The sequence below is a fragment of the Pseudomonas sp. SJZ131 genome (assembly GCF_007828705.1).
GTDB classification, from domain to species: Bacteria; Pseudomonadota; Gammaproteobacteria; order Pseudomonadales; family Pseudomonadaceae; genus Aquipseudomonas; species Aquipseudomonas prosekii.
On sequence record NZ_VIVC01000004.1, the window covers coordinates 372,611 to 394,677 of the forward strand.

Here is a 22,067-nt window from a genome sequence, read left to right on the forward strand (position 1 = left end):
CAGTCACCGAATGTGTTGACTGGTACTTCGCCATCGCGAGCAGGCTCACTCCTACAGTTGTTTCTCAGTGTTGCGAATACCCGGTTTTCACTGCGATTAATTGACCCGATAGACAAAAGGCTGACCTGCAACCGTGCCTTTTGCGTCGCGCTCTGAGAAAATGCCCGCACTTTTTTTCCGGATGCCGACATGACTGCCCTGAAGAACGACCGTTTCCTTCGCGCCCTGCTCAAGCAACCCGTAGACGTCACGCCGGTATGGATGATGCGTCAGGCCGGTCGCTACTTGCCGGAATACCGCGCCAGCCGCGCCAAGGCCGGTGACTTCATGAGCCTGTGCATGAACCCGGAGTTCGCTTGCGAAGTCACGATGCAACCGCTCGACCGCTATCCGCAACTGGACGCGGCGATCCTCTTCTCCGACATCCTGACCATCCCGGACGCCATGGGCCAAGGCCTGTACTTCGAAACCGGTGAAGGCCCGCGCTTCAAGAAAGTCGTCAGCACCCTGGCCGACATCGAAGCGCTGCCGATTCCGGATCCGCACAAAGACCTCGGCTACGTGATGGACGCAGTCAGCACCATCCGCCGCGAACTGAACGGCCGCGTGCCACTGATCGGCTTCTCCGGCAGCCCGTGGACCCTGGCGACCTACATGGTTGAAGGCGGCTCGTCGAAAGACTTCCGCAAGACCAAAGCCATGCTCTACGACAACCCGCAAGCCATGCACCTGCTGCTGGATAAACTCGCGCAGTCGGTCACCAGCTACCTCAACGGCCAGATCATGGCCGGCGCGCAAGCGGTGCAAATCTTCGACACGTGGGGCGGTAATCTTTCGGCAGCTGCATACCAGGAATTCTCTCTGGCCTACATGCGCAAAATCGTCAGCGGCCTGATCCGCGAACACGACGGCCGCAAAGTCCCGGTCATCCTGTTCACCAAAAACGGCGGTCTGTGGCTGGAAAGCATCGCCGACGCCGGCGCCGACGCGCTGGGCCTGGACTGGACGTGCGACATCGGCAACGCCCGCGAGCGCGTCGGCAACAAAGTCGCGCTGCAAGGCAACATGGACCCGACCGTGCTCTACGCCAAACCGGAAGCCATCCGCACCGAAGTCGGGCGCATCCTGGCCAGCTACGGCAAGGGCAGCGGCCACGTGTTCAACCTCGGTCACGGGATCACCCCGGAAGTCGATCCGGAACATGCCGGTGCGTTCCTGCGGGCGGTGCATGAACTGTCGGCGCAGTATCACGAGTGATCGTGAAGGGTTAACAAATACCCGGTTTTAATGTGGGAGCGAGCCTGCTCGCGATGGCGGCGGATCAGTCAACAGAGATGTTGAATGTGAAGCCGTCATTGCCAGCAAGCTCGCTCCCACAGTTGTTTGTGGTTGGCCGAACTCAGGCCTTTACCGCGCCGAGCGGCGGCAACTTCGCCAATTTCAACGCCACCAACAAAGCAATCACCAGCAGCCCGCCAATAAACAAGCCGATCCCGTTCCAGCCACCCATGTGCCAGAACACCCCGCCCGCCGTGCCGGCAATGCTCGAACCCGCGTAATAGCTGAACAGATACAGCGACGAGGCCTGGCCCTTGGCCTTGATGGCGCGGCGCCCGATCCAGCTGCTGGCCACCGAATGCGCGCCGAAGAAGCCGAACGTGAAGATCAGCATGCCGATGATCACCAGCGGCAGCGGCGTGAACAGGGTCAGCGCCAACCCCGCGAGCATCAGCACAATCGTCGCCCACAGCACTTTGCGGCGGCCGAGTTTGTCGGCCAGCGAACCGATTTTCGCCGAGCTGTAAATCCCCGACAGGTACACCACCGACAACAACCCGACAAACGCCTGATCCATGTTGAAAGGCGCCGCCAGCAGGCGATAGCCGATGTAGTTGAACAACGTAACAAACGCGCCCATCAGCACAAACGCCTCGAGGAACAGCAGCGGCAAACCGGCGTCGCGAAAGTGCATGGTGAAGCCGTCGAGCAGGCTGCGCGGGTGCAGCGAGCGCGCGCGGAAGTTGCGTGATTCGGGGAGGATCTTCCAGAACACCGTGGCCGCGATCAGCGCCAGAGCGCCAATCACCAGCATCGCCGTGTGCCAACTGACGAAGTCGATCAACACGCCGGTAATCAAGCGTCCGCTCATCCCGCCGATCGCGTTGCCGCCGATGTACAAACCCATCGCCAGGCCGATGTGTTGCGGGTGAATTTCTTCGCTCAGGTACGTCATGGCGACTGCGGCCAGGCCGCTCAGCGACAAACCGATCAACGCGCGCATGATCAACACGCCTTCCCAGCTCGGCATCATCGCGCTGGCCATGGTGCACAGAGCGGCGGAAAACAGCGCCGTGACCATCACGCGTTTGCGCCCGACGCGATCGGAAATCGGCCCGGTGATCAGCAAACCAATCGCCAGCATGCCGGTGGCCACCGAGAGGATCAGGCTGCTCTGCGCCGCGTTGATCGAATATTCGTGGGACAGCAGCGGCATCATCGGCTGCACGCAATAGAGCAACGCAAACGTCGCGAAGCCGCCGGAGAACAGCGCCAGCACCGTGCGCATGAACATCGGCGTGCCTTTCTCGATGTAAATCTCTTGCAGCTCGGCGACCGCCTCATCCAGCGCGGAGGGCGGAACTTCTTGGGCAAGTGGAGCAACAGCAGTTTTCACTTCGGACCTCGGAGGACGCAGCCGGTCAGGCAATGAAAAAATCATATAGCTGGCTAATGATTCAATCCAATATATTGTTCGACCTGTTTGATAGGTTTAACGACCTAATGGAGTTTTCATGGAATTGCGCCACTTGCGCTACTTCATCGCCGTCGCCGAAGAACTGCACTTCGGCCGCGCCGCACAGGTGCTCGGCATCTCCCAACCACCTCTGAGCCAGCAGATTCAAGCGCTGGAAGCGGAGGTTGGCGCACGTTTATTCGAGCGAACCAATCGTCGGGTCGAACTCAGTGAAGCCGGTCGATTGTTTCTCGAAGAGGCGCGACTGGTGCTGGCGCAGGTCGATAAAGCCGCGGACGTCGCCCGCCGCGCGCAACTGGGTGAACTGGGAGAACTGAAAATCGGCTTCACCTCGTCGGCGCCGTTCAACTCGACCATTCCTCAAGCGATTTTCTCGTTCCGTCAGCGTTTTCCGGCCGTGCATTTGAACCTGCGGGAGATGAGCAGCACGCAAGTGGCGGACGCCTTGGTCGACGAATCAATCGAAGTCGGGATCATGCGACCGCTAGGCCTGCCGGATTCGCTGAGCGTTGTCGAACTGATGCGCGAGCCATTGGTGGCGGTACTCAGCTCCAAGCATCCGTTGGTGCAGGACAGTGAAGATGGACTGTTCCTGGCGGCGTTGGCCCTCGAACCTTTCGTCTTTTTCCCACGTAGTTATGGCAGCGGTCTGTACGCCCAGTTACTCAGCCTGGCGCGCGATGCGGGGTTCAGTCCGCACTTCGCGCAAGAGGCGGGCGAGGCCATGACCATCATCGGCTTAGTCGCGGCAGGTCTGGGCGTGTCGGTGTTGCCGGCGTCGTATCAACGGATGAGGATTGACGGCGTGGTCTATCGACCGCTGCTTGATCCAGAAGCGGTGTCAGCTGTGTGGCTGGTGCAGCGCAAGGATCAGAAATCACCGATGGCGAAAGCGTTTGTGGAGTTGCTGACGAGGAAGGTTGAGCCGCTGAAAACGTGAGGGCATTCGCTGGTTGATTGATGTTGCTGACGCTATCTATGCCACCCAGCAACTCCCCTGTGGGAGCGAGCTTGCTCGCGATAGCGCCAGTCGAATCATCAACAATCTTCAATCCGACAAAGGCAATCGCACCAAATCCCCGCGCAACGCTACTCGCGCCACAAATACCCCGACCCGACACTCGAAGGTATTCAAATCCTTGCGCACATGTTGGTCGTAATAACTCACGATATTAGTCACCGCGTTAGCCCCAACGCGCTTCGCATCAGTCTGCAACTTGATCAAATTCGACTGCAGCACCCACTCGCACGCATCGTGGTCGCTCTTGTTGGACGCGTTTGTTCCCAAGTCGCTGATTACATTCGCGCGCAATAAATGCTGATTCGCGGTCGGGCCATTGCCGGCCAGATAAAACTTCACACTTCCATCCAGCCGCCCGGCAAGCATCGCTTTAGAGAGAACGGTTTCGAATGGCATGTACATCAGATTAGTCGCGTGACTGGCGCTGGGGAGGAGGGTAAACATGAACATGGCGAGAATGGCTTTCACTTGCATGGTCAACTCCTTTGACGTGAGAGAGAACCGTGGGGGCCTTCGAGGTTGAATAACCCACCGTTCAATTTGGCTGCTCGCATGAGCCTGTTTGAGCGAGTGTAGATGCAGATTTCCGTCACCTCTATTCGGTTTTAGCCATTGAGGCGGTGGGACATTTCAGGTTACGGATCTAGGTTAGACAGGATCAAGAGTCGGGATCGTCGGGGGAAGCCTGTTTACTCAATCTCACAACTTGAAACAGATGAGTTTGCGGCTGTAAAAGCCGCAGTCCGCAGCGCTCTTGGGCTGTGATGGCAGTACAGATGGCGCGATGGGGCGGATTGCCAGCCGTTGTCGTTTGCTCAAGTTAAAGCAATACTGCGCACGTTCCCGAAAGGGGCTTGTGAGACTCTGAGGATCCTGGGTAACCAGCTGTCGCAGAGCCAGACAGGTAAATGGCGATGACAAGCCACCTGTTTGTGAGAGGGCGCCGAAAGGCGCCCTTTGTCGTTGTGGCGAAGAAAAGCTGCCGCGTTTTGAACGAAAACGCTGACTCCGTCCTGTAGGAGCGAGGCTTGCCCGCGAAGCTTTTCAGAGAATGTCGGATTTTTGGGGCTGCTGCGCAACCCAGCGCGAGCAAGCTCGCTCGCCACGGGTGTTCGGGTTTACTCGGGTTACTTGAGCTGAACCAAGTCACCTTTCAGCGCAACGCCCGCCATGATGGCGCCGGCGTGGCATTCGTAGTTCTTGGGGTCTTTGCGTTCGTTGCTTTTGTAGAAGCTGACGATGTTGGTCACTGCGTTTGCGCCAGCGCTTTTTGCTGCCTGGTGCAGGCTGATGATTGCCGATTGGGCAACCCATTCGCAGGCCACTTCGTCAGTTTTGTTGAAAGCGTTGGTTTTTTTGTTGGTCACCGAACCGGCGCTGAGGACGGTGGCTTTGCCGGCGGGTGTGTTGCCGGCGAGGTAGAACTTCACGCTGCCGTCGATTTTGCCGGTGCGGGTGGCTTCGGCGACGGCTTTGTCGAAAGGCAGGTACACGGCGGTGTCACGGGCCTGGCTGACGGCGGGCAGGGCGCAGATCAGCAGGGTGGCGGCGGCAGCGATTTTCTTGAAGTGCATGAAGGTCTCCTTGACCCTGAAGTGTGAGTTACGACCAGCGGCGGAAGATCAGCGAAGTGTTGACGCCGCCGAAGGCAAAATTGTTGTTCATGACGTACTGATTGCTCATCTGGCGGAATTCGCCGCGCAGGTAATCGAGTTTGCCGCAGTGCGGGTCGACCTCGTCGAGGTTGAACGTATGGGCGTAGAGGTCGCGGTTCATCATTTCGATGCTGAACCAGGATTCCAGCGCGCCGCACGCGCCGAGCGTGTGGCCGAGGAAGCTCTTCTGCGAACTGATCGGCATGTGCTCGCCGAACAATGCGCTGGTCGCCAGTGTTTCGGCGATGTCGCCCTGTTCGGTCGCGGTGCCGTGGCCGTTGACGTAGCCGATGTCCGAGGGCTGTAGACCGGCGTCTTCCAGCGCCAGCTCCATGGCCCGGCGCATGGTGACTTGCTCGGGGCGCGTGGTGTGCTGGCCGTCGGCGTTGCTGCCGAAACCGACAAGCTCGGCGTGGATGTGCGCGCCACGGGCCAGGGCGTGTTCGAGTTCTTCGAGCACCAGCATGCCGCCGCCCTCACCGATCACCAGGCCATCGCGGCCACTGTCGTAGGGGCGGGGCGAGGTCTGCGGGGCATCGTTTTTCAGGCTGGTGGCGTAGAGCGCGTCGAACACCATGGCTTCGGTCGGGCACAGTTCTTCGGCGCCACCGGCGAGCATCAGCGGCAAGCGGCCGAACTTGATCGATTCGTAGGCGTAGCCGATGCCCTGGCTGCCGCTGGTGCAGGCGCTGGAAGTCGGGATCAGCCGGCCGGTGAGGCCGAAGAAAATGCTGATATTCGCCGCAGTGGTGTGCGGCATCATCCGCACGTAGGAGTTGGCGTTGAGGCCTTCGGCGACCGAGTTGAGCAGCATGTTGCCGAACGCCTTGATCTCGTCGGTGCTGCCGGTGGACGAGCCGCACGCGACGCCCATGCGCCCGTCCTTGATCGATGCGTCGCCCAGCAGCCCGGCGTCGGCCAGCGCTTGCTCGGCGGCACCGACAGCGAGGCGCGAGACGCGGCCCATGCTGCGCAATTGTTTGCGTGTCCAGTGGCTGGGAACCTTGAAGTCATCGATCGGCCCGGCGAGGCGCGTGTTGAGTTCGGTGAAGCGGTCCCACTCGTCCATGCGGCGGATGCCGCTGCGGTTGGCTGCGAAGTTGGCGGCGATGGTCGGCCAATCGCTGCCCAGTGAGGTGATGCCGGCCATGCCGGTGACGACGACGCGCTTCATCAGCACAGGCCTCCGTTGACGGCCAGAACCTGCCGGGTGATGTACGAGGCTTCCGCCGACATCAGGAAATTCACCGCGCCGGCCACCTCTTCAGGTGTGCCCATGCGTTGTGCGGGGATCATTTTCATCAGTTCTTCCACCGGCACGTTTTCGTCGAGCATCGCGGTGTCGATCAGGCCGGGTGCGACACAGTTGACGGTGATTTTGCGCTTGCCCAGTTCAATCGCCAATGCTTTCGCGGCGCCGATCAAACCCGCTTTGGAAGCGCTGTAGTTGACCTGGCCACGGTTGCCGATCAAACCGGACACCGAGGTGATGCAGACGATACGCCCGGCAGCGCGACGACGAATCATCGGCATCATCACCGGGTGCAGCACGTTGTAGAAACCGTCGAGATTGGTGCGCATCACCACGTCCCAATCATCCTCGCTCAACGCCGGAAACGCACCGTCGCGGGTCAGCCCGGCGTTGAGCACCACGCCGTAATAGGCGCCGTGGGCTTCAACGTCGGCTTCGAGAATGGCTTTGCAACTGGCGCGATCGGAAACGTCGAATTGCAGCACGCGGGCAGTGCGGCCCAATGCCTGGATTTCGGCTTGAACGGCCTCAGCCTCGGCCCGGCCGCTGCGGCAATGCAGCACGATGTCATGGCCGGCCTGGGCCAGACGCAGGGCGATGGCGCGGCCGATACCACGGCTGGAACCGGTGACCAGTACGGATTCAGTCATCACTCGACTCCTTGGGATTCTTCAAGATAGTGCGCCGCTTGCGGCGGACGGTACACGTTCAGCCGCGCGGTGGCGTGGATGCCGGGCGCGTTGATGTGGCATTCGAACACGCCCATGCCGCTGTCATCTTCCAGCGAACGCACGCCGTGGATGCTCAGCTCGGTGCCGGCGGGAAAATGCTCGACGTTGCATTCGAATTTGCGCGTGCCGAGCAGGAAACCCAGATCCACCGCATCCCCGCGCGCGCGTGCGTGGCAACCGGCGTAAGCGGCGACGCTCTGCGCCATCAGCTCGATGCCGACCCAGGCCGGCAAACTGCCGTCGGCGCGGTTGAACAAGCCACCGGGTTTGACGGTGAGGCGCGTGTGAATCTGCTCGTCATCGAACGACAGGATCTGCTCGATGAGGATCATGTCGCCAGCGTGAGGCAGCAGTTCGGCGAGCGGCCAGTCAATCATGGGGCGTCTCCGATAATCAGGCTGACGTTATTGCCCCCGAAGGCAAACGAATTGCTCATCAGGTAGCGAGGTGCAATGGACGCCAGGCGCGTGGCCGAGGTCACCCAAGTCAGCGGCGGCAGGTCGGGGTCGGGTTGGCCGTCCCAGACGTGCGGCGGCAGGTCGTGCCGCGGATTGTCGGCGCTGAGGCTCAGCCAGCAGAACGCTGCCTCCAGCGCACCTGCGGCGCCGAGGGTATGACCGGTCATCGGTTTGGTCGACGAGCAGGGCACGCCGTCCGGGAACAATGTGGAAACGGCGAGGCTTTCCATCGCGTCGTTATGTTGTGTGGCGGTGCCGTGCAGGTTCAGGTAAGCGATTTGTGCCGGTTGCAGCTGCGCGCGGCCCAAGGCTTTGCGCATCGCTTGCAGGGCGCCGCGACCGCTCGGTTCCGGCGCGGAAATGTGATGCGCGTCGGAACTGGCACCGCTGCCGAGCAAGGCAATCGCTTGGCCGTCGCCCGGTTGTTTGCTCATCAGGAACAGCACCGCCGCTTCGCCGATGTTGATGCCGTTGCGGTTGATCGAAAACGGATTGCAGCGTTGTTCGGACACTGCTTCCAGCGCCGAGAAACCGTTGAGCGTCAGTTTGCACAAGCTGTCGACGCCGCCGCACAGCACGGCGTCGCACAAGCCGAGATCGAGCAGACGCTGCGCGCTCATCAACGCGCGCGCGCTCGACGTGCAGGCAGTGGAAATCACGTAGGCCGGGCCGCTCAATTGCAGCCAGTCGGCGAGGAAATTGGCGGGGGCGCCGAGTTCCTGTTGCTGATAGTCGTAGTCGGCGGGGAATTGCTGCTCGCGAATGTAATGCGCCAAGCCGCGACTGGCTTCGTCGATGCCTGAGGTGCTGGTGCCGAGCACCACGCCGATGCGCCCGTGGCCGAAGGTCTGGATCGCGCGATCGATGTCCGCATGAATCTGCAGCGCGGCTTCCAACAGCAATTGATTGTTGCGACTGCGCTGATCGGCCATCTCTGGCGGTATCGCCGCTAATTCACCGTGAACCGCCGCCACGGGCAACGAACGTTCCGCGACCCAACCGGCCTCGCTGCGCATGCCCGAGCAATCGCCGGCAAACAGATTGCGCGCGACTTGCTGCTTGTCGCGACCGAGGGCGCAAATCACCCCGAGGGCGTTGAGATAGGCGGTCATGGCGCGTCACCGTTGAGCGGTGTGATTTGGTATTTCGGGCCTTTTGGCAGGCTCAGTTCAAAGCTGTTCGGCGCGGCATAACGCACGTCCCAATGCTCGGGTAATGCGCGTTGCGCGCCGTGCTGCTGCGCGGTGGGGTAGTTGGCTTGCAACTCGGCGTTGGGCGTCAGCGCAAACAATAACGCGGCGAACAACTCGCGGGCCTCGGGGTTGGGCGGTAGCAGACCATCGGCGTGCCATTCGCCGTCTTGCAGCTTTTGCCGCGCCTGGGGAATGCCGAGCAAATCCATCATCGACCAGCGCAGCGCCGGGCCTTCCTGCTGAATCACTAACACCCAATCCTGACGCTGATCGGCGACGAGGCGCTGGATGTGCAATTGCATCGGCAGCGCGAGGTTCGGCAGCTGCTCGGGCAGCGGGGCGTGGCTGGCGCAAGCGCTCAGCAGCAGCGCACAAGCCACCAACACCATTCGCAACAACCCCGCAAACCCTGTGGGAGTGAGCCTGCTCGCGATAGCGTCCGTGCAGCCAACGTTGGCGGAGGCTGACCCACCGCTATCGCGAGCAGGCTCACTCCTACAGGTATTTGTGCAGTTTTGTTGGATTGCGCTAGACATCACACAGCACCTTCAAGCGGCTTGCGCGCCACCACGTTGACCAGGGTTTCTTCCCGTTGGCCAAAGGGCTTGGGCTTGCGCAAACCAAAGCGTTCCAGCAACCCGAAATCCTTCGCGCGGCTCCACCACAAGTACGGGTAAGAAACATTCTGCGGCGCGAACTCAAAACCCTGCTGACGAATCATCTGCAGATACCCCGCAGCGCTTTTCTGCACATGCATCGGGTGGCGGAACAACCAGCGGATCACCCACGTATCAATGTAAGCCTCGGTCGACTCGGCAAACAGCAAATAGCCGCCCGGTTTGAGCACCCGATAAAACTCGGCCAACGCCTGATCCTGCTCCACCAGATGATGAAATGTCTGGTGGCAGAACAGCAGATCAACGCTGGCATCGGCGACATTCAGCGTCGCGCAATCGCTGCCGATCAACTCGACCTGCATGCCCTGACGCGCCGCTTCTTCGCCACTGAGTTTCAGGCTGTGCGGGTCGGCATCGACGCCAATCAAACGCTGCGGGGCGAAGGTCTGGCGCAGGTATTGGAACGACTTGCCTTGGCCGCAACCGGCGTCGAGCAAAACCGGATCTGCCGGCAGCGACTCACTGAACAACCCGCGCAAATCATTGATCGCCACGCGCAGCACATGGTGTTGCCAAGTGTGGCTGCGCAGGAACCAGAAACCGAATCGGGTTTCTTCGACGTAGTTGTCGCTCAGGTAACTCATGTCGCTTCCCTTGCGCAGATTTCCGAGATCACTTTCAACCGGCGTTTCGCTTCGCTGACAAACGGGTTGCGCTCATCCCAGGCGTAACCGGCGAGGATCGAAGCGATCATGCGGCGGATATCCGGCGAGCTGGCTTCATGGAAAATCACGTCCTGGAACGTCCCGGCGTACCAGCCTTCGACGTAGCAGCGGAAGGTGTCGACGCCGCGTTTCAGCGGTTCGGCGAACTCGGTTTGCCAATCGACGCTTTCGCCCTGCAACTGGCGGTGCAACACGGCGGCGGCCATGCTCGCCGAACGCATGGCGATGGTCACGCCGGAGGAAAACACCGGGTCGAGGAATTCCGCCGCGTTGCCGAGCAGTGCGAAGCCCGGGCCGTGCAGCGTTTTGACGTTGGCCGAGTAGCCGCCGATGGTCCGCGCCGGGGTGTCCCACACGGCGTTGTTCAACACGCTGGCGAGGCTTGGGGTTTCGGCAATAAAACCGCGCAGGCAGGCGTCGAGATCGTCGGTCCGGCCGGCGAAATGTTCCGCCGCCGCGACCACGCCCACCGAGCAGCGCCCGTTGCTGAACGGGATGCTCCAGAACCAGATGTCGCGGTGGATCGGGTGGGTGGTGACGAGGATTTTGCTGCGGTCGAATTTCGGGTTGTCGATGTGATCTTCGACGTGGGTGAACACCGCTTGGCGCACCGGGAAATTCGACGGCGCTTCGAGGTCGAGCAGCCGCGGCAGGACGCGGCCATAACCGCTGGCGTCGAGGACGAAATCGGCCTCGACACGGTATTCGCTGCCGTCCTCGCGCAGCACATTCAGTTGCGGTTTCGCCAGGCTGAAATCGGCGCTGACGATGGCCTCGCCGTAGCGCAACTCGACGCCTTGCAACGCGGCTTGATCGGCCAGCAACTTGTCGAAATCGGCACGTTGCACCTGGAACGTGGTCGGCTTGCCGTTGCTGAACGTGTCGCCGAAATCGAAGGCGCTGTACTGCTCGCCCCAGGCGAACGCGGCGCCGGTCTTGAGCTGAAAACCGGCGACGTTCACCGCGTCGAGCATGCCGGCTTCTTCGACGAAATCCAGGCAATGCGACAACAGGCTTTCGCCGATGGAAAACCGTGGGAAATGCTGACGTTCGATCACCAGAACATCGTGACCGTTGCGCTTGAGCAGCGCGGCGGCGATGGCCCCCGAAGGGCCGGCACCGATGATCACCACCTGACGATGTTCCATTTCAACTGTTGGCACGAGGACTCCTTGCCGGGGCGGCGATGTTCAGCGGGATTCGGTGCATGCCGGCCAGTGCCGGCAGCAGTGTGGCGATCAGGCCCATCAGCATCAGCGCGAAATACAGCGCCGGGCTGATGAGTTGTTGTTGCAGCAGCAGGTTGAGGAACACGATCTCGCTCAAACCGCGAATATTCAGCAGCAAGGTTTCGCGCCAACGGCTGGCGCCTTGAAACGACACGCCGGCCCAACCCAGGCCCAGCCAGTTGCCGAGCATTTTGCTGAGAATCGGCAACAGCAGCAGAGCCGTCAATTGCAACCAGCCGAGGCTGGCCATGGCGCTGTGCACGTCGATCTGCACGATGCCGAACGTGAGGATCAGCGGGATGGCGATCCACGTCTGCAAACGGTTCATCCACTGCGCCGGCAGCGGCAATACCAGCGGCACTTTCAGCGCGGCCATGCACAGCAAATAACCGATGCCGAAAATCAGCGCGTTGAGCTTGAAGTGTTCGGCCACCACCAGCAGCGCGAAGAAACAACCGCTGTGCAGCAGCGGCCGGCGCAAGCCGAGCAGGCTTAACAGCAACGGCAGGCACGCGCCGGCCAGCGGCAATAACAGACTGCTCAGGTGCAGGCTGCCCTGGGCGAAACCAAACAAGGTCCAACAAGCGAGGTCGATGACGATCGCGGTTTGCACCAGACGCCGGGTCGCGGCGGGCGGGTAATTGATGTGGCGCAGGTACAGGTACAACACCGGCACCGCCGTAATCGCGAACACCAGCCCGACCGCCAACGAACTGAGCCACGGTTGCGCCGGCAGCAGCCAGACTGCCGTTGCGAGCCCGCAGGCGAACGGCAGGCAGAAACTCGGCAAAGCGATTTTCAGGCTCTGGCGGTCCAGTCGCAGGTCGATCACGTCGCTGAGAATATGCCCCAGCAGCAAGGCAAAACTCAGGCTGTAGAGGTTTTTCAGCCACACCGGCGAGATCAGCGCGGCGCCGCTGAGTTGCCAGCCCGGTTCGATCCAGAAGTACATCAGCAGCGGCAAACCGAAGGTCGCCAACAACAATTGGCTGACAATCGGGATCAGCCCGAAGTGCCGCCCGACACGGGTCGCCACGGCGAACAGCAGCAGGGCCATCGCCCAAAACAACGCGATCATCATGCGACCGGCTCCGTGGCTGCCACGGCCGGTGACGGCGGATGATCGGCGCGTCCGGCCCACGGCGCCAGAATGAAGCTGAATGCCAGACCCAGGCTCACCGACAAGCCGAAGTTGCTCACTGCCGGCGTACTCGACACCGCGAGCAAACCGAACGACAGCCACGTCGTCACTGCCGCAAGCAAGGTGCCCAGCAGGCTGACGGCGACGCCGCCGATCTGCTCGCGCATGAGGATCGCGTAATCGACGCTGATCGCCGTCACCAGCAGCAAGCCGAACAGGCTGAACAAGGTCAGCGGTTGCCCCAGCCAACCGAGGCTGGCGAGGCTGCACAGCGCCGCGAGCAGCGGCAGCGCGACGATGCGCAGCGCACCGCCGAAGCCGAATGGCAGGATCAGCACCAGCACAATCAACACGCAGGATGCGAGTTTCAATTCGGCGGCGCTGATCTGCGTTTTGGCGAAAACATTGTTCAGTTCGCCAAGACGATCAACCAGTTGCACCCCCGGCAAGTCCAGCGCCTGCACGCGCAGCAACGACGGATTATTCAAACCTTGCAGACTGACCATCGCCGCCACGCCGCCGTCATCGGTCGGCCCCAGCCATAACGGGCGATAAGGTTCGGCCAGCGGGCCGAGCAGCGCCGCGTCGATGTCTTCGGTGGGCAACGCCTGCAATTTCGCCAGCTCGGCTTGCAGCGCTGCGGCCGGCACGCCGAGGTCGAGCAAGGGTTGCCAGAATTGCGGCAATTTGTTCAGCGCTTCGCGCACTTGCTGTTGTTCGCTCGGCTGGCTGACCAGTTGATTGAGCGACAAAAAGCCCTGCAATTTATCGAGGTTGACCAGTTGCTGCAGCCGCTCGCTGAGCGCGTTCTGCCGCTCGAGCAGCTCTTGCTGATTGGCCGCGCGGATCAGGAAAAACTGGCTGGTGGGCTGGTAGCCGGTGATGCGCGCAATGGCCTGCGCTTCATCGGTCAGGTGCTGCGGCATGCCGACCCATTGGCGAATGTCGTTTTTGCTGTCGAGCTGCAATATCCCGCCGACACAAAACGCGAGCAACAGCGCCAGCAACACCGGCGTTTTGACGTGGTTGAGCAACGCTTCGCGCAGGCTCACCAGGCATTCGGCGACGCGCAGCGGCCATTGCGCCGGGCGCAGATCGGCGCCCTTGAGCAGTGCTGGCAGCAGGCACACCGCCGACAGATAAGCGCCGAGCAGGCCGGCGGCGGAGAACACGGCGATTTGCGTCAGTGCCGGGAACGGCGTCCAGGCCAATGCGAGGTAGCCGATGCAACTGGTGATCAGGCTCAGCGTCAGCCCTGGCAACGTCAGGCGCAACGCCGGCCAACTGTGCCAGGGTTTCAGGCTCCAGCTCTTGGACAAGTAATGCAGCGGGTAATCTACAGCGACGCCGATCAGGCTTGAGCCGAGCACCAGCGTCATCACATGCATATGCCCGAACAGCGCCACGCACGCGACACCGCCGAACAGCATGCCGACCAGCACCGGGACAAACGCGAGCAACACGCGCCAGCGCCGAAACGCCAGCAATAGCAACAATAGAATGCCCAGCGTGGCGCCGCCGCCAACCCAGGTCATTTCGCGCGTGGCTTGCCGTTGACCGTTGGCGGCGTAGAGCAAACCGCTGGCGGCGAGCAATTGCACGTCGCTTTGCGCGGCTTGTTCGCGGCTGTGTTCGAGCAGGTCGGCGACTTGCAGCGGCAGGTTCATGTCGAAGGCGTTGCCGGTGGTGCGCGCGCGCAGCAACACCCAACTCTTGCCGTCGGCATCGGCAATCAACGCGCCGCTGCCGATGTCCAGTTGCACCGCGCCGTGCTGCGGCTGGCTGTTCTGGATTCGCCCGGTGAGGCCCAGCCAGTCGTCCTGGCTCGGCACCAGCGTGAATCCGGTGAACGGGTCAAACAACGCCTGGACGCGTTGCTGGATAAAGGCTTGCGGATGCTCGATCAGTTGGCGCCGATCTTCATCACCGAGCATCGCCAGGCGTCCTTGCAGCAGTTGCGTGCGCAGGGCCGGCAAGTCGGCTTGCAAGGTCCACCGGACCTTTTCGAACACACCGCTGGCCTGCCATTGCTCGCCGATTTTTTGCGCCATGGCCACCGCTTGCTGGCGATCGGCGTGGCCGACCAGTACCAGCATTTCGCGGTTCAGCGGTTCTTGCATGCGTTGTTCGGCGCGCAGTTCCAGCGCGTCCGGCGTCGTGCCTGGCACCAGTTCCATCAGGTTGGCCGACAGCGGCGCGCCGTCACGCCACTGCCAACCGGCGAGCGCGAGCACCGCCAGCAGCAGGATCAGAAACAGCCGTGGGAGCATCCGTTCACTCGGCAAAGTCATGTTGCTCCGCATCGCTCAACGGTTGGGCGCTGGTGCTGTCCTGCATGCGCAGCAGCGTGCTGTCGCCCTGGGTTTCGAGCAGTTGGATGGTGTTGACCAGTTCGCCGCCAGCAATGTTGATCTGGTTGAACACTTGCTTGAGCAGCATCGAGCGTGGGGTCAGGGTCAGCTTCCATTGCTGCGCATCGCCGCTCAGCGCCAGTTCGAAATCCCGTTGCAAACCGCTGCTGTCGCCTTGCAGGACGGCGAGGAACAAGCGGTTCTGCTCGGCGCCGGCACTCTTGCCGGGCAGCAATTGCCAGCCGTTGGCATCGCGTCGGGCGATGCCTTTGGCGCTGATGCGGTAATCCTGTTGCAGCGGGGTTTTCAGCAACCACAGCAAGCCGTGGTTCTTCGCGAGGACAAAGGTGCCTTTGCTGACTAGCGGCTGGGGCAGGGCGCGCAGGTGTTTTTCCTGGATGAAATTGCCGTGGATGACCTCGGGTTTCGCCAGTTGATCGCTCAGCTGCTGCAAATCGAAAGCCTGTGCCCACGACGAAAACCCCAGCAGCGCCGAAATCAACACCCAACACCTGAATGCCGAAAACCTGAACACGGAAAACTGTGGCGAGCGAGCTTGCTCGCGTCGGGCAGCGAAGCGGCCCCAAAAAAGAGAGTGCTGCGCACTCTGACGCGAGCAAGCTCGCTCGCCACGGGGAGTGGGGTTGGGGTTGAGAATGGGGTTGGTCGCGGTGTTCATGGCAGCATCCTTTCGACGGCTTCGGTGAAGACCTTGGGCGAGGCCAGTTGCATTTCGCGGCTGCTCATCTCGACCGCGACTTGCACGGTGCTGGCGCGGGTCAGGCGTTCGCTGGTGTGCAGGTCGCTGATCAGGTAATTGATCTTCAACCGGTTCTCCCATTCGACGAGGCTGGCGCGCACGTTCAGCGTCTGGCCGAACACCGCGCCGCGCACATATCGCAGTTGCAGGTCGATCACCGGCCAGGCAAACCCCGACTCGACCATCGCCGTGTAGTTGTGGCCGATTTTGTCGAGCAACGCGCACCGGGCGATTTCCAGGTATTTCACGTAATGGCCGTGCCAGACCACGTGCATGGTGTCGACGTCAAAGAACGGCACGAGGATTTCCGTATCGGCGTGAAGCACTCCTTTGCTACGCATGCAGCCTCCAGTGTTGCTCGGCGATACGTTGCAGGCACAGACGCAATTCGCCTTCCAGCGCACGGTCTTCGATGACCGGCGCAAAGTCTTTCGCCAGCTCTTCATGCATCGCTGCCAGCGCGGGCGGCAACGGTCGCGCATCTGGCGCCCGGCTGCGCAGCCACACACCTTGGTTGGCCGCGAGCAGGGTGGCGGCGGCGACCTGTTCGGTCAGCTCCAGCACCCGCACGGCATCGCGCGCGGCGATGGTGCCCATGCTCACTTTGTCCTGGTTATGGCACTCGGTGGAACGCGAGAACACGCTGGCCGGCATGGTGTTTTTCAGCGCTTCGGCGGTCCAGGCGCTGGTGCCGATCTGCACCGCTTTGAAGCCGTGATTGAGCATGGCGCGCTCGGCGCTGGCGCCGGAAAGATTGCTCGGCAAACCGTGGTTGTAACGCTCGTCGACCAGCAGCGCGAGTTGTCGGTCCAGCAGATCGGCGACGTTGGCGACGAGGTTTTTCAGGCTGTCCATGGCGAACGCAATGTGGCCACCGTAGAAGTGCCCGCCGTGCAGCACGCGCTCGGCTTCGGCGTCGATGATCGGGTTGTCGTTGGCGCTGTTGAGCTCGATTTCGATGAACGAACGCAGCCAGTTCAGGCTGTCGGCCAACACGCCGAGTACGTGCGGCGCGCAACGCAGGGAATAGCGATCCTGCAGACGATGCAGCGGCGCGGTGGGCGCGTCGATCGCCAAATCCTTGCGCAACCACGCGGCGACTTGCATCTGTCCCGGATGCGGTTTGGCGGCGAACAGGCGCTCGTCGAAATGCTCCGGATTACCTTGCAGTGCGACCACGTTCAGCGCGGTGATGCGCGTGGCCAGTTGCAGCAGATAATCGGCGCGGGCGAAGGCGAGGCAGGCAATCCCGGTCATCACCGCCGTGCCGTTCATCAGCGCCAGCGCTTCCTTGGGGCGCAGCACCAGCGGCGTCCAGCCGAGTTCGCGATGCACGTCGGCAGCTTGTCGGCGCTCGCCACGGAACAGCACTTCGCGTTCACCGGAGAGGGTCGCGGCGACGTACGACAGCGGGGTCAGATCACCGCTGGCGCCGACCGAACCTTCTTCCGGAATCAGCGGCAGGATGTCGTGTTCGAGGAAGGCTTGCAGGCGTTCGAGCAGTTCCACGCGAACCCCGGAAACGCCGTGGCACAGCGACTGCAAACGCGCCGCGAGCACTGCGCGGGTCGCCTGGGCGTCGAGCAATTTGCCCAAGCCGCAACCGTGGAAAGTGTAGAGATGACGCGGCAGCGCTTCGACGTGATGCAGCGGCACCGCGACCACGCAGGAATCGCCGTAACCGGTGGTCACGCCGTAGATCACGCCTTCCTTGTCCAGCAGCGAGTCGAGAAAACGCGCGCCTTTGGCAATGCGTTCGCGGTATTCAGGGTCGCCCTGCAACTGCGTCGGCGCGTGGCGGTTGGCCACGGCCAGCACGTCTTCGATGCGCAAAGGGAGTTCGCCGAAGGTTACCGGCTCAAGCGTTGGCGTCGTCATCGGTCTTCCAGAAAGGGTAAAAGTTGAACCATTGTTGAGGCGCTTCAAGGCAATAGTGGCCCAGGCGGTCGGCGTAGCGGGTCGCCCACTGATGAATGACCTGCTCGCGGTCGCTGCGTTTCCACACGATGGCGTCGGCGAACGGTTCGAGGGTCAGGCGATATTCGCCGTCGGGCTTCTTCAGGCACAGCAGCAGATTGACCGGGCATTTGAGCAGCCCGGCCAGCAGCCACGGGCCTTGCGGGAACGCTGCCGGGTGGCCGAGGAAGTCCACCGTGACGCTGCGCCCGCCGTGCAGCGGCACGCGGTCGCCGGCAATCGCCAGCCACTCGCCGCGCTCCAGGCGTTCGTGCAATTGCAGCATGATCACCGGGTCCAATTCGCTGACCTGAATCAGGCGCAAATTGGTCGCGCCGGCCTCGCCGAGCAGGCGATTGAACTGCTCGGCGTGCTTGGTATGCACCAGCACGTTCATGGTGACTTTCTCGCCGATTTCCGCCAGTGCGCGGCAGACTTCGAGGTTGCCCAAGTGCGCGCCCACCAGCAGTTGCCCGCGGGCGCCGCGCAGTTGCGTGCGCAGCAACGCCGGGTCGATGATTTCGATCTGGTTGATGCTGAGCTTGCCGTTCCACACGTCGAGCTTGTCGAGCATGGAATCGGCGAACGCCATGAACTGGCCGAATACGCGCCAGTGCGTCGGACGCAATTGCGCGCGAGCGCTCCAGTCGGCGAGGCGCTGCTGGTATTGCCAGGCGCTTTTACGGGCGCTGCGGCCGAACAGGAAAAAGTACAACACGATGCCGTACAGCAACGGGCTCAACAGCCGTCGGCCAAGGACTTTGGCGCAGACGGCGGTGAATTTCATCAGCCAGAAACTGCCGCGCTCCTGGCGATCGGCCCAGTGCTTTTTATCGGTATTGGCGCTCATGTGCGCCACCGACGCCAGAGGATCAGCGGCGCGCGCAGCAACATGCCGAAGAACAGCCGGGTGTGCATGCTCGATATCAGGACGTTGTCGTGGAACAGGCGAAAATGCGAGACGCCGTCCAACGGGTAATGGACCTTGGTTTGCAGCCACAACATCGGCTGATTGCGCCACGCCAGGCGCACCAGAATGTCCGAGTCGAAATCCATGCGTTTGCCGATCTTCGCCGAGCTGATCAGCGCCAGGGTTGGCGGCAATGGATAGACGCGAAAACCGCACATCGAATCGCGGATTTGCAGCGACAAGGTGTTGATCCAGACCATCACGTGGGTCAGGTAGCGCGCATACAAACGGCCCTTGGGCACGCTGGCGTCGTACAGCGGATAACCACAGATCAACGCTGCCGGATTGGCCCGCGATTGCTCGATGAAAGTCGCGACGTCGGTGAGGTCATGCTGGCCGTCGGCGTCCACTTGCAAGGCGTGGCTGAAGCCCAGCCGCGAGGCTTCGCGCAGCCCCGTCATCACCGCGCCGCCCTTGCCTTGATTGACGGTCAGGCGGACCAGGAAAACGTCATCGCGCTGTGCCAGTTGGTCGAGCACTTTCGCGCACGCCGGGGTGCTGGCGTCGTCGACCAGAATGCACGGCAAAGCTTGGGCGATCAGGGCATCGACGACCGTGGTGATCGCGGTTTCGTGGTTGTAGACCGGGATGATTGCGCAGGGGTTATGCATTTTGATACCCACCGCACCCTTGTAGCAGCTGGCGAAGCCTGCGATCGGCCGCGAAGCGGTCGCAAACCAGGTCAACGAGATCCTTCAGAATCACCGTGGCGGCCTGATTGCGAGCGCTTCGCACTCGGACGCAGCCTGCGGCAGCTGCTACACGGGAATTCAACTTATCCACAGGACGCCTCCAGCACAATCCGTCCGCTTGAGCAGGTGGCGGTGTGGTTGCGGAAGGTGAAATACAACTTGCTGCGCGTGGTGTCGAAACGCAGGTGCAGTTGGATTTCGTCGCCGGGGCGCACCAGTTGCTGGAATTTCAGCACTTCCATGCCGGCGAAGCGGCTCGGCAGGTTCATCAGTTGCTGGCCGAGGCTGAGCGCCCAATCCACTTGCACCACGCCGGGCAACACCGGGGTTTGCGGGAAGTGACCGCTGAAATAGGCGAGGTCCGGCGGCACGGCCAGTTGCAGGCTCCATTCACCGTCGGTTTGCACTTGTTCCAGCACTTCCGGGGTCTTCGCTCGCGGTGCCAGCAGCAGCGCCTCGACGCTGGCCTGCGGCAGCTTGCCTTGGGCGTTCAGCGGCAATTGCCGGAGGATGCGCCAGCGCCGTGGCAGTGCCAGCGCTTCGCAATGCTGGCTCAGGTGCTGGCGCAGTTCCTGGGTCAATGTGCGGCGGCCCTGATTGCGCAACGCATGCAGCCCTTGTTGACTGAGCACCAGCAGCGCGCCCAGCGAAGCACGGTTTTCCTGGACCACGCCAAGCCGCGCGTCGGCGACCCAATCGTGCGACATCAGCGCTTGTTCGAGCATCGGCAGGGAGATACGTTTTTCTTCCAGTTTGACGATCCGGTCGAGCCGGCCGAGCAATTCGAAACGACCGTCGGCGCTCATTCGCGCCGCGTCGGCGGTGTGCTCGATGTGGCCGGCAGGCAAGTACGGCGAGGCGATCAGCAAAGCGCCGTCGCTGTCCTGACTGAGCACCACGTCGGCGAATGGCTGCCACAGGTTTTGCCCCTGGCGCCAGGCAATGCCGCCGGTTTCCGAGCTGCCGAGGATTTCCGTCGGCCATTGCTGCAAGCGTTCGAACAGGCTTCGCGCGGCGTCGGCAGGCAGCGCGCCACCGGAGGAAAACACCCGGCGCACCGCGCTCAGGGCCGGCCAGTCGAGGTTGTCGCCCATGCGTTTGAGCAGCGCCGGGCTGCCGACCCAGGCAAACGCCGGGTATTCGCGGCTGGCGCGCTGCAGGTCTTCCGGGAAGGCCAATTGCTTGCGCACAAACGGACGCCCGGCGCACAACGGCCAGAGCACGCGAAACAGCAAACCGTAAATATGCTGAGTGCCGACGCTGCCGATGATGCAGGCCTGGCCCAGATCGGCGCCCCACAGCTGTTCCAGCGCTTCGACCTCATTGGCCAGTTGGCGCAGGGTTTTGTCGATACGCTTGGGTTCGCCGCTGGAGCCGGAGGTGCACAGGCTCAGCTCGCAGCGATGCAGATCCAGCGCAGCGGCGGCCAGCGGCGCGTGTTGATAATCGGCCAGATGCGCGTCGTCGGGCTGATCGGTCAGCCACAGATCGACTTCGCCCGACCAGCGTTGGCGCGTCTGCGCTTGCAGGTCGGCCGGCAGCAACACGCTGACCCCGGCACGCCAGGCGCCGAGTAGCGCAATCGCCAGGTCGGCGGCGTCTTCGAGGTGCACGGCAATGCGTTTGACACCGTCGGCTTGCAGGCCGGCGGCGAAGCTCAGGGCTTGCGCGCACAACTGCGCGTGATTCAGCGCCGGGGCGGCCGTGATGGCGCGTTCCGGCTGAGCCTTGAGCAGCAATTGCTCAAGTTTTATCCAATTCATGGGTGGCCTCTTACCCGTTGTCGTATCAGCCATTCAATGGCAAACATCAGGCCGATCAATCCATAGGAGATCAGGCCGGTGTACAACATCCACCAACTCAGCGGCGCCCAGAGGGTCAACGCGGCGGCGCACAATCCGTTGCAGAGGAAAAACACACTCCAGGCCAGCGTGACCTTGCGTGTGTAAACAATCGCCTTCGCGGGCAATTTCGGTTCGCGCAAGCGCGCCAGGCGTTCGGCCATGGGTGGGCCATATTTCAGGCTCAGCCCGAACAGCGCGAGCATGAATGCGTTGATCAGCACCGGGTACCAGCGCAGCAGCGCTGGGCTGTCGAACAGCGCCAGCAGCAGGCAAAACCCGATGGCGACGATGGCCATCCACAGGCTGCCGGGCCGGCGCACGCCGGTCAGCGCGCGCGCCAGCCACAGGCTGCCGAGCAGCAGGCCAAATTGCCACGGGGCAAAATGCTCCATGCCGAAATACACCGCGAAGGGGTACAGCAGGCCCGCCAGCAGCAGGCCGAGGCCGATCACTCGGCTCATGCGGCGGGTTGAACCAGACGGTAGACCGCCTCGACCACGTCGCTGACGGTGCGCACCGATTTGAATTCTTCGGCGGCGATTTTCTTGCCGGTCTGGCGCTTGATGTGGTCGATCAGGTCGACCGCGTCAATGCTGTCGATTTCCAGGTCCTGATACAGGTTGGCGTCGAGGCTGACGCGCTCGGGCTCCAGCTCGAAGAGTTCGACCAAGGCATCGCGCAGGGTGTTGAAAATGTCGTCACGAGTTTGCATGGTCC

General features: G+C 62.1%; 22 protein-coding genes. 2 read left to right on the top strand and 20 right to left on the bottom strand.

Features of this window, described 5'->3' with window-relative positions; translation table 11 throughout:
• Positions 1 to 189: 189 nt before the first annotated feature.
• Positions 190 to 1,257, top strand: coding sequence for a uroporphyrinogen decarboxylase (gene hemE / locus FBY12_RS19645; protein ID WP_121731578.1), 1,068 nt, complete (start codon positions 190 to 192; stop codon positions 1,255 to 1,257).
• A gap of 142 nt (positions 1,258 to 1,399) precedes the next feature.
• Here hemE and FBY12_RS19650 read toward each other — a convergent pair whose 3' ends face one another.
• On the bottom strand, positions 1,400 to 2,674 hold the full coding sequence (locus FBY12_RS19650) for an MFS transporter (protein WP_145255105.1): 1,275 nt from the start codon (positions 2,672 to 2,674) through the stop codon (positions 1,400 to 1,402).
• Between the two features lie 118 nt (positions 2,675 to 2,792).
• Between FBY12_RS19650 and FBY12_RS19655 the strand changes: the two genes are divergently transcribed.
• Positions 2,793 to 3,695 (top strand): LysR family transcriptional regulator, encoded by a 903-nt coding sequence (locus FBY12_RS19655; protein WP_145255108.1) that lies wholly within the window; start codon positions 2,793 to 2,795, stop codon positions 3,693 to 3,695.
• A 108-nt stretch (positions 3,696 to 3,803) separates the two neighbouring features.
• Here FBY12_RS19655 and FBY12_RS19660 read toward each other — a convergent pair whose 3' ends face one another.
• The 19 genes from FBY12_RS19660 to FBY12_RS19750 all read right to left on the bottom strand — a co-directional run bounded on the left by FBY12_RS19660 (position 3,804) and on the right by FBY12_RS19750 (position 22,062).
• The gene (locus FBY12_RS19660; RefSeq protein ID WP_145255111.1) at positions 3,804 to 4,250 is read right to left on the bottom strand and encodes an excinuclease; all 447 of its coding nucleotides are present in this window, start codon (positions 4,248 to 4,250) and stop codon (positions 3,804 to 3,806) included.
• Between the two features lie 653 nt (positions 4,251 to 4,903).
• Positions 4,904 to 5,350 carry an excinuclease gene (locus FBY12_RS19665; RefSeq protein ID WP_121731574.1) on the bottom strand — a complete coding sequence of 149 codons (447 nt, stop codon included), beginning with the start codon at positions 5,348 to 5,350 and terminating at the stop codon, positions 4,904 to 4,906.
• 28 nt (positions 5,351 to 5,378) lie between these two features.
• Positions 5,379 to 6,605, bottom strand: a complete 1,227-nt coding sequence (locus tag FBY12_RS19670; protein ID WP_145255114.1) for a beta-ketoacyl-ACP synthase — start codon at positions 6,603 to 6,605, stop codon at positions 5,379 to 5,381.
• The gene (gene fabG / locus FBY12_RS19675; protein ID WP_109519889.1) at positions 6,605 to 7,333 is read right to left on the bottom strand and encodes a 3-oxoacyl-ACP reductase FabG; all 729 of its coding nucleotides are present in this window, start codon (positions 7,331 to 7,333) and stop codon (positions 6,605 to 6,607) included. Before fabG ends, FBY12_RS19670 begins: the two co-directional genes overlap by 1 nt.
• Positions 7,333 to 7,791 (bottom strand): hotdog family protein, encoded by a 459-nt coding sequence (locus tag FBY12_RS19680; RefSeq protein ID WP_145255117.1) that lies wholly within the window; start codon positions 7,789 to 7,791, stop codon positions 7,333 to 7,335. The genes fabG and FBY12_RS19680 overlap by 1 nt, the downstream gene beginning before the upstream one ends.
• On the bottom strand, positions 7,788 to 8,984 hold the full coding sequence (locus FBY12_RS19685; protein ID WP_145255121.1) for a beta-ketoacyl-[acyl-carrier-protein] synthase family protein: 1,197 nt from the start codon (positions 8,982 to 8,984) through the stop codon (positions 7,788 to 7,790). Before FBY12_RS19685 ends, FBY12_RS19680 begins: the two co-directional genes overlap by 4 nt.
• Positions 8,981 to 9,454, bottom strand: a complete 474-nt coding sequence (locus FBY12_RS19690; RefSeq protein ID WP_371927486.1) for a hypothetical protein — start codon at positions 9,452 to 9,454, stop codon at positions 8,981 to 8,983. The genes FBY12_RS19685 and FBY12_RS19690 overlap by 4 nt, the downstream gene beginning before the upstream one ends.
• A 146-nt stretch (positions 9,455 to 9,600) precedes the next feature.
• Entirely contained in the window at positions 9,601 to 10,326 is a 726-nt protein-coding gene (locus FBY12_RS19695; RefSeq protein ID WP_145255127.1) for a class I SAM-dependent methyltransferase, read from the bottom strand.
• On the bottom strand, positions 10,323 to 11,570 hold the full coding sequence (locus FBY12_RS19700; RefSeq protein WP_145255130.1) for an NAD(P)/FAD-dependent oxidoreductase: 1,248 nt from the start codon (positions 11,568 to 11,570) through the stop codon (positions 10,323 to 10,325). The genes FBY12_RS19695 and FBY12_RS19700 overlap by 4 nt, the downstream gene beginning before the upstream one ends.
• The gene (locus FBY12_RS19705; protein ID WP_145255133.1) at positions 11,557 to 12,717 is read right to left on the bottom strand and encodes a sodium:proton antiporter; all 1,161 of its coding nucleotides are present in this window, start codon (positions 12,715 to 12,717) and stop codon (positions 11,557 to 11,559) included. Before FBY12_RS19705 ends, FBY12_RS19700 begins: the two co-directional genes overlap by 14 nt.
• On the bottom strand, positions 12,714 to 15,068 hold the full coding sequence (locus FBY12_RS19710; RefSeq protein ID WP_145255136.1) for an MMPL family transporter: 2,355 nt from the start codon (positions 15,066 to 15,068) through the stop codon (positions 12,714 to 12,716). Before FBY12_RS19710 ends, FBY12_RS19705 begins: the two co-directional genes overlap by 4 nt.
• On the bottom strand, positions 15,052 to 15,633 hold the full coding sequence (locus FBY12_RS19715; protein ID WP_145255139.1) for an outer membrane lipoprotein carrier protein LolA: 582 nt from the start codon (positions 15,631 to 15,633) through the stop codon (positions 15,052 to 15,054). Before FBY12_RS19715 ends, FBY12_RS19710 begins: the two co-directional genes overlap by 17 nt.
• 170 nt (positions 15,634 to 15,803) lie before the next feature.
• Positions 15,804 to 16,229, bottom strand: coding sequence for a thioesterase family protein (locus tag FBY12_RS19720; RefSeq protein WP_145255142.1), 426 nt, complete (start codon positions 16,227 to 16,229; stop codon positions 15,804 to 15,806).
• Entirely contained in the window at positions 16,222 to 17,766 is a 1,545-nt protein-coding gene (gene hutH / locus FBY12_RS19725; protein ID WP_121731566.1) for a histidine ammonia-lyase, read from the bottom strand. Before hutH ends, FBY12_RS19720 begins: the two co-directional genes overlap by 8 nt.
• Positions 17,747 to 18,694: a glycosyl transferase gene (locus tag FBY12_RS19730; protein WP_145255145.1), complete on the bottom strand. Its 948-nt coding sequence runs from the start codon at positions 18,692 to 18,694 to the stop codon at positions 17,747 to 17,749. The genes hutH and FBY12_RS19730 overlap by 20 nt, the downstream gene beginning before the upstream one ends.
• Positions 18,691 to 19,425, bottom strand: coding sequence for a glycosyltransferase family 2 protein (locus FBY12_RS19735; RefSeq protein ID WP_145255147.1), 735 nt, complete (start codon positions 19,423 to 19,425; stop codon positions 18,691 to 18,693). The genes FBY12_RS19730 and FBY12_RS19735 overlap by 4 nt, the downstream gene beginning before the upstream one ends.
• 164 nt (positions 19,426 to 19,589) lie before the next feature.
• Positions 19,590 to 21,269: an acyl-CoA synthetase family protein gene (locus tag FBY12_RS19740; RefSeq protein WP_145255150.1), complete on the bottom strand. Its 1,680-nt coding sequence runs from the start codon at positions 21,267 to 21,269 to the stop codon at positions 19,590 to 19,592.
• A complete protein-coding gene (locus FBY12_RS19745) occupies positions 21,266 to 21,811 on the bottom strand; it encodes a hypothetical protein (RefSeq protein WP_092274396.1) in 546 nt (181 codons plus the stop codon). The genes FBY12_RS19740 and FBY12_RS19745 overlap by 4 nt, the downstream gene beginning before the upstream one ends.
• Positions 21,808 to 22,062, bottom strand: a complete 255-nt coding sequence (locus FBY12_RS19750) for an acyl carrier protein (protein ID WP_121731562.1) — start codon at positions 22,060 to 22,062, stop codon at positions 21,808 to 21,810. The genes FBY12_RS19745 and FBY12_RS19750 overlap by 4 nt, the downstream gene beginning before the upstream one ends.
• Positions 22,063 to 22,067 lie beyond the last annotated feature (5 nt).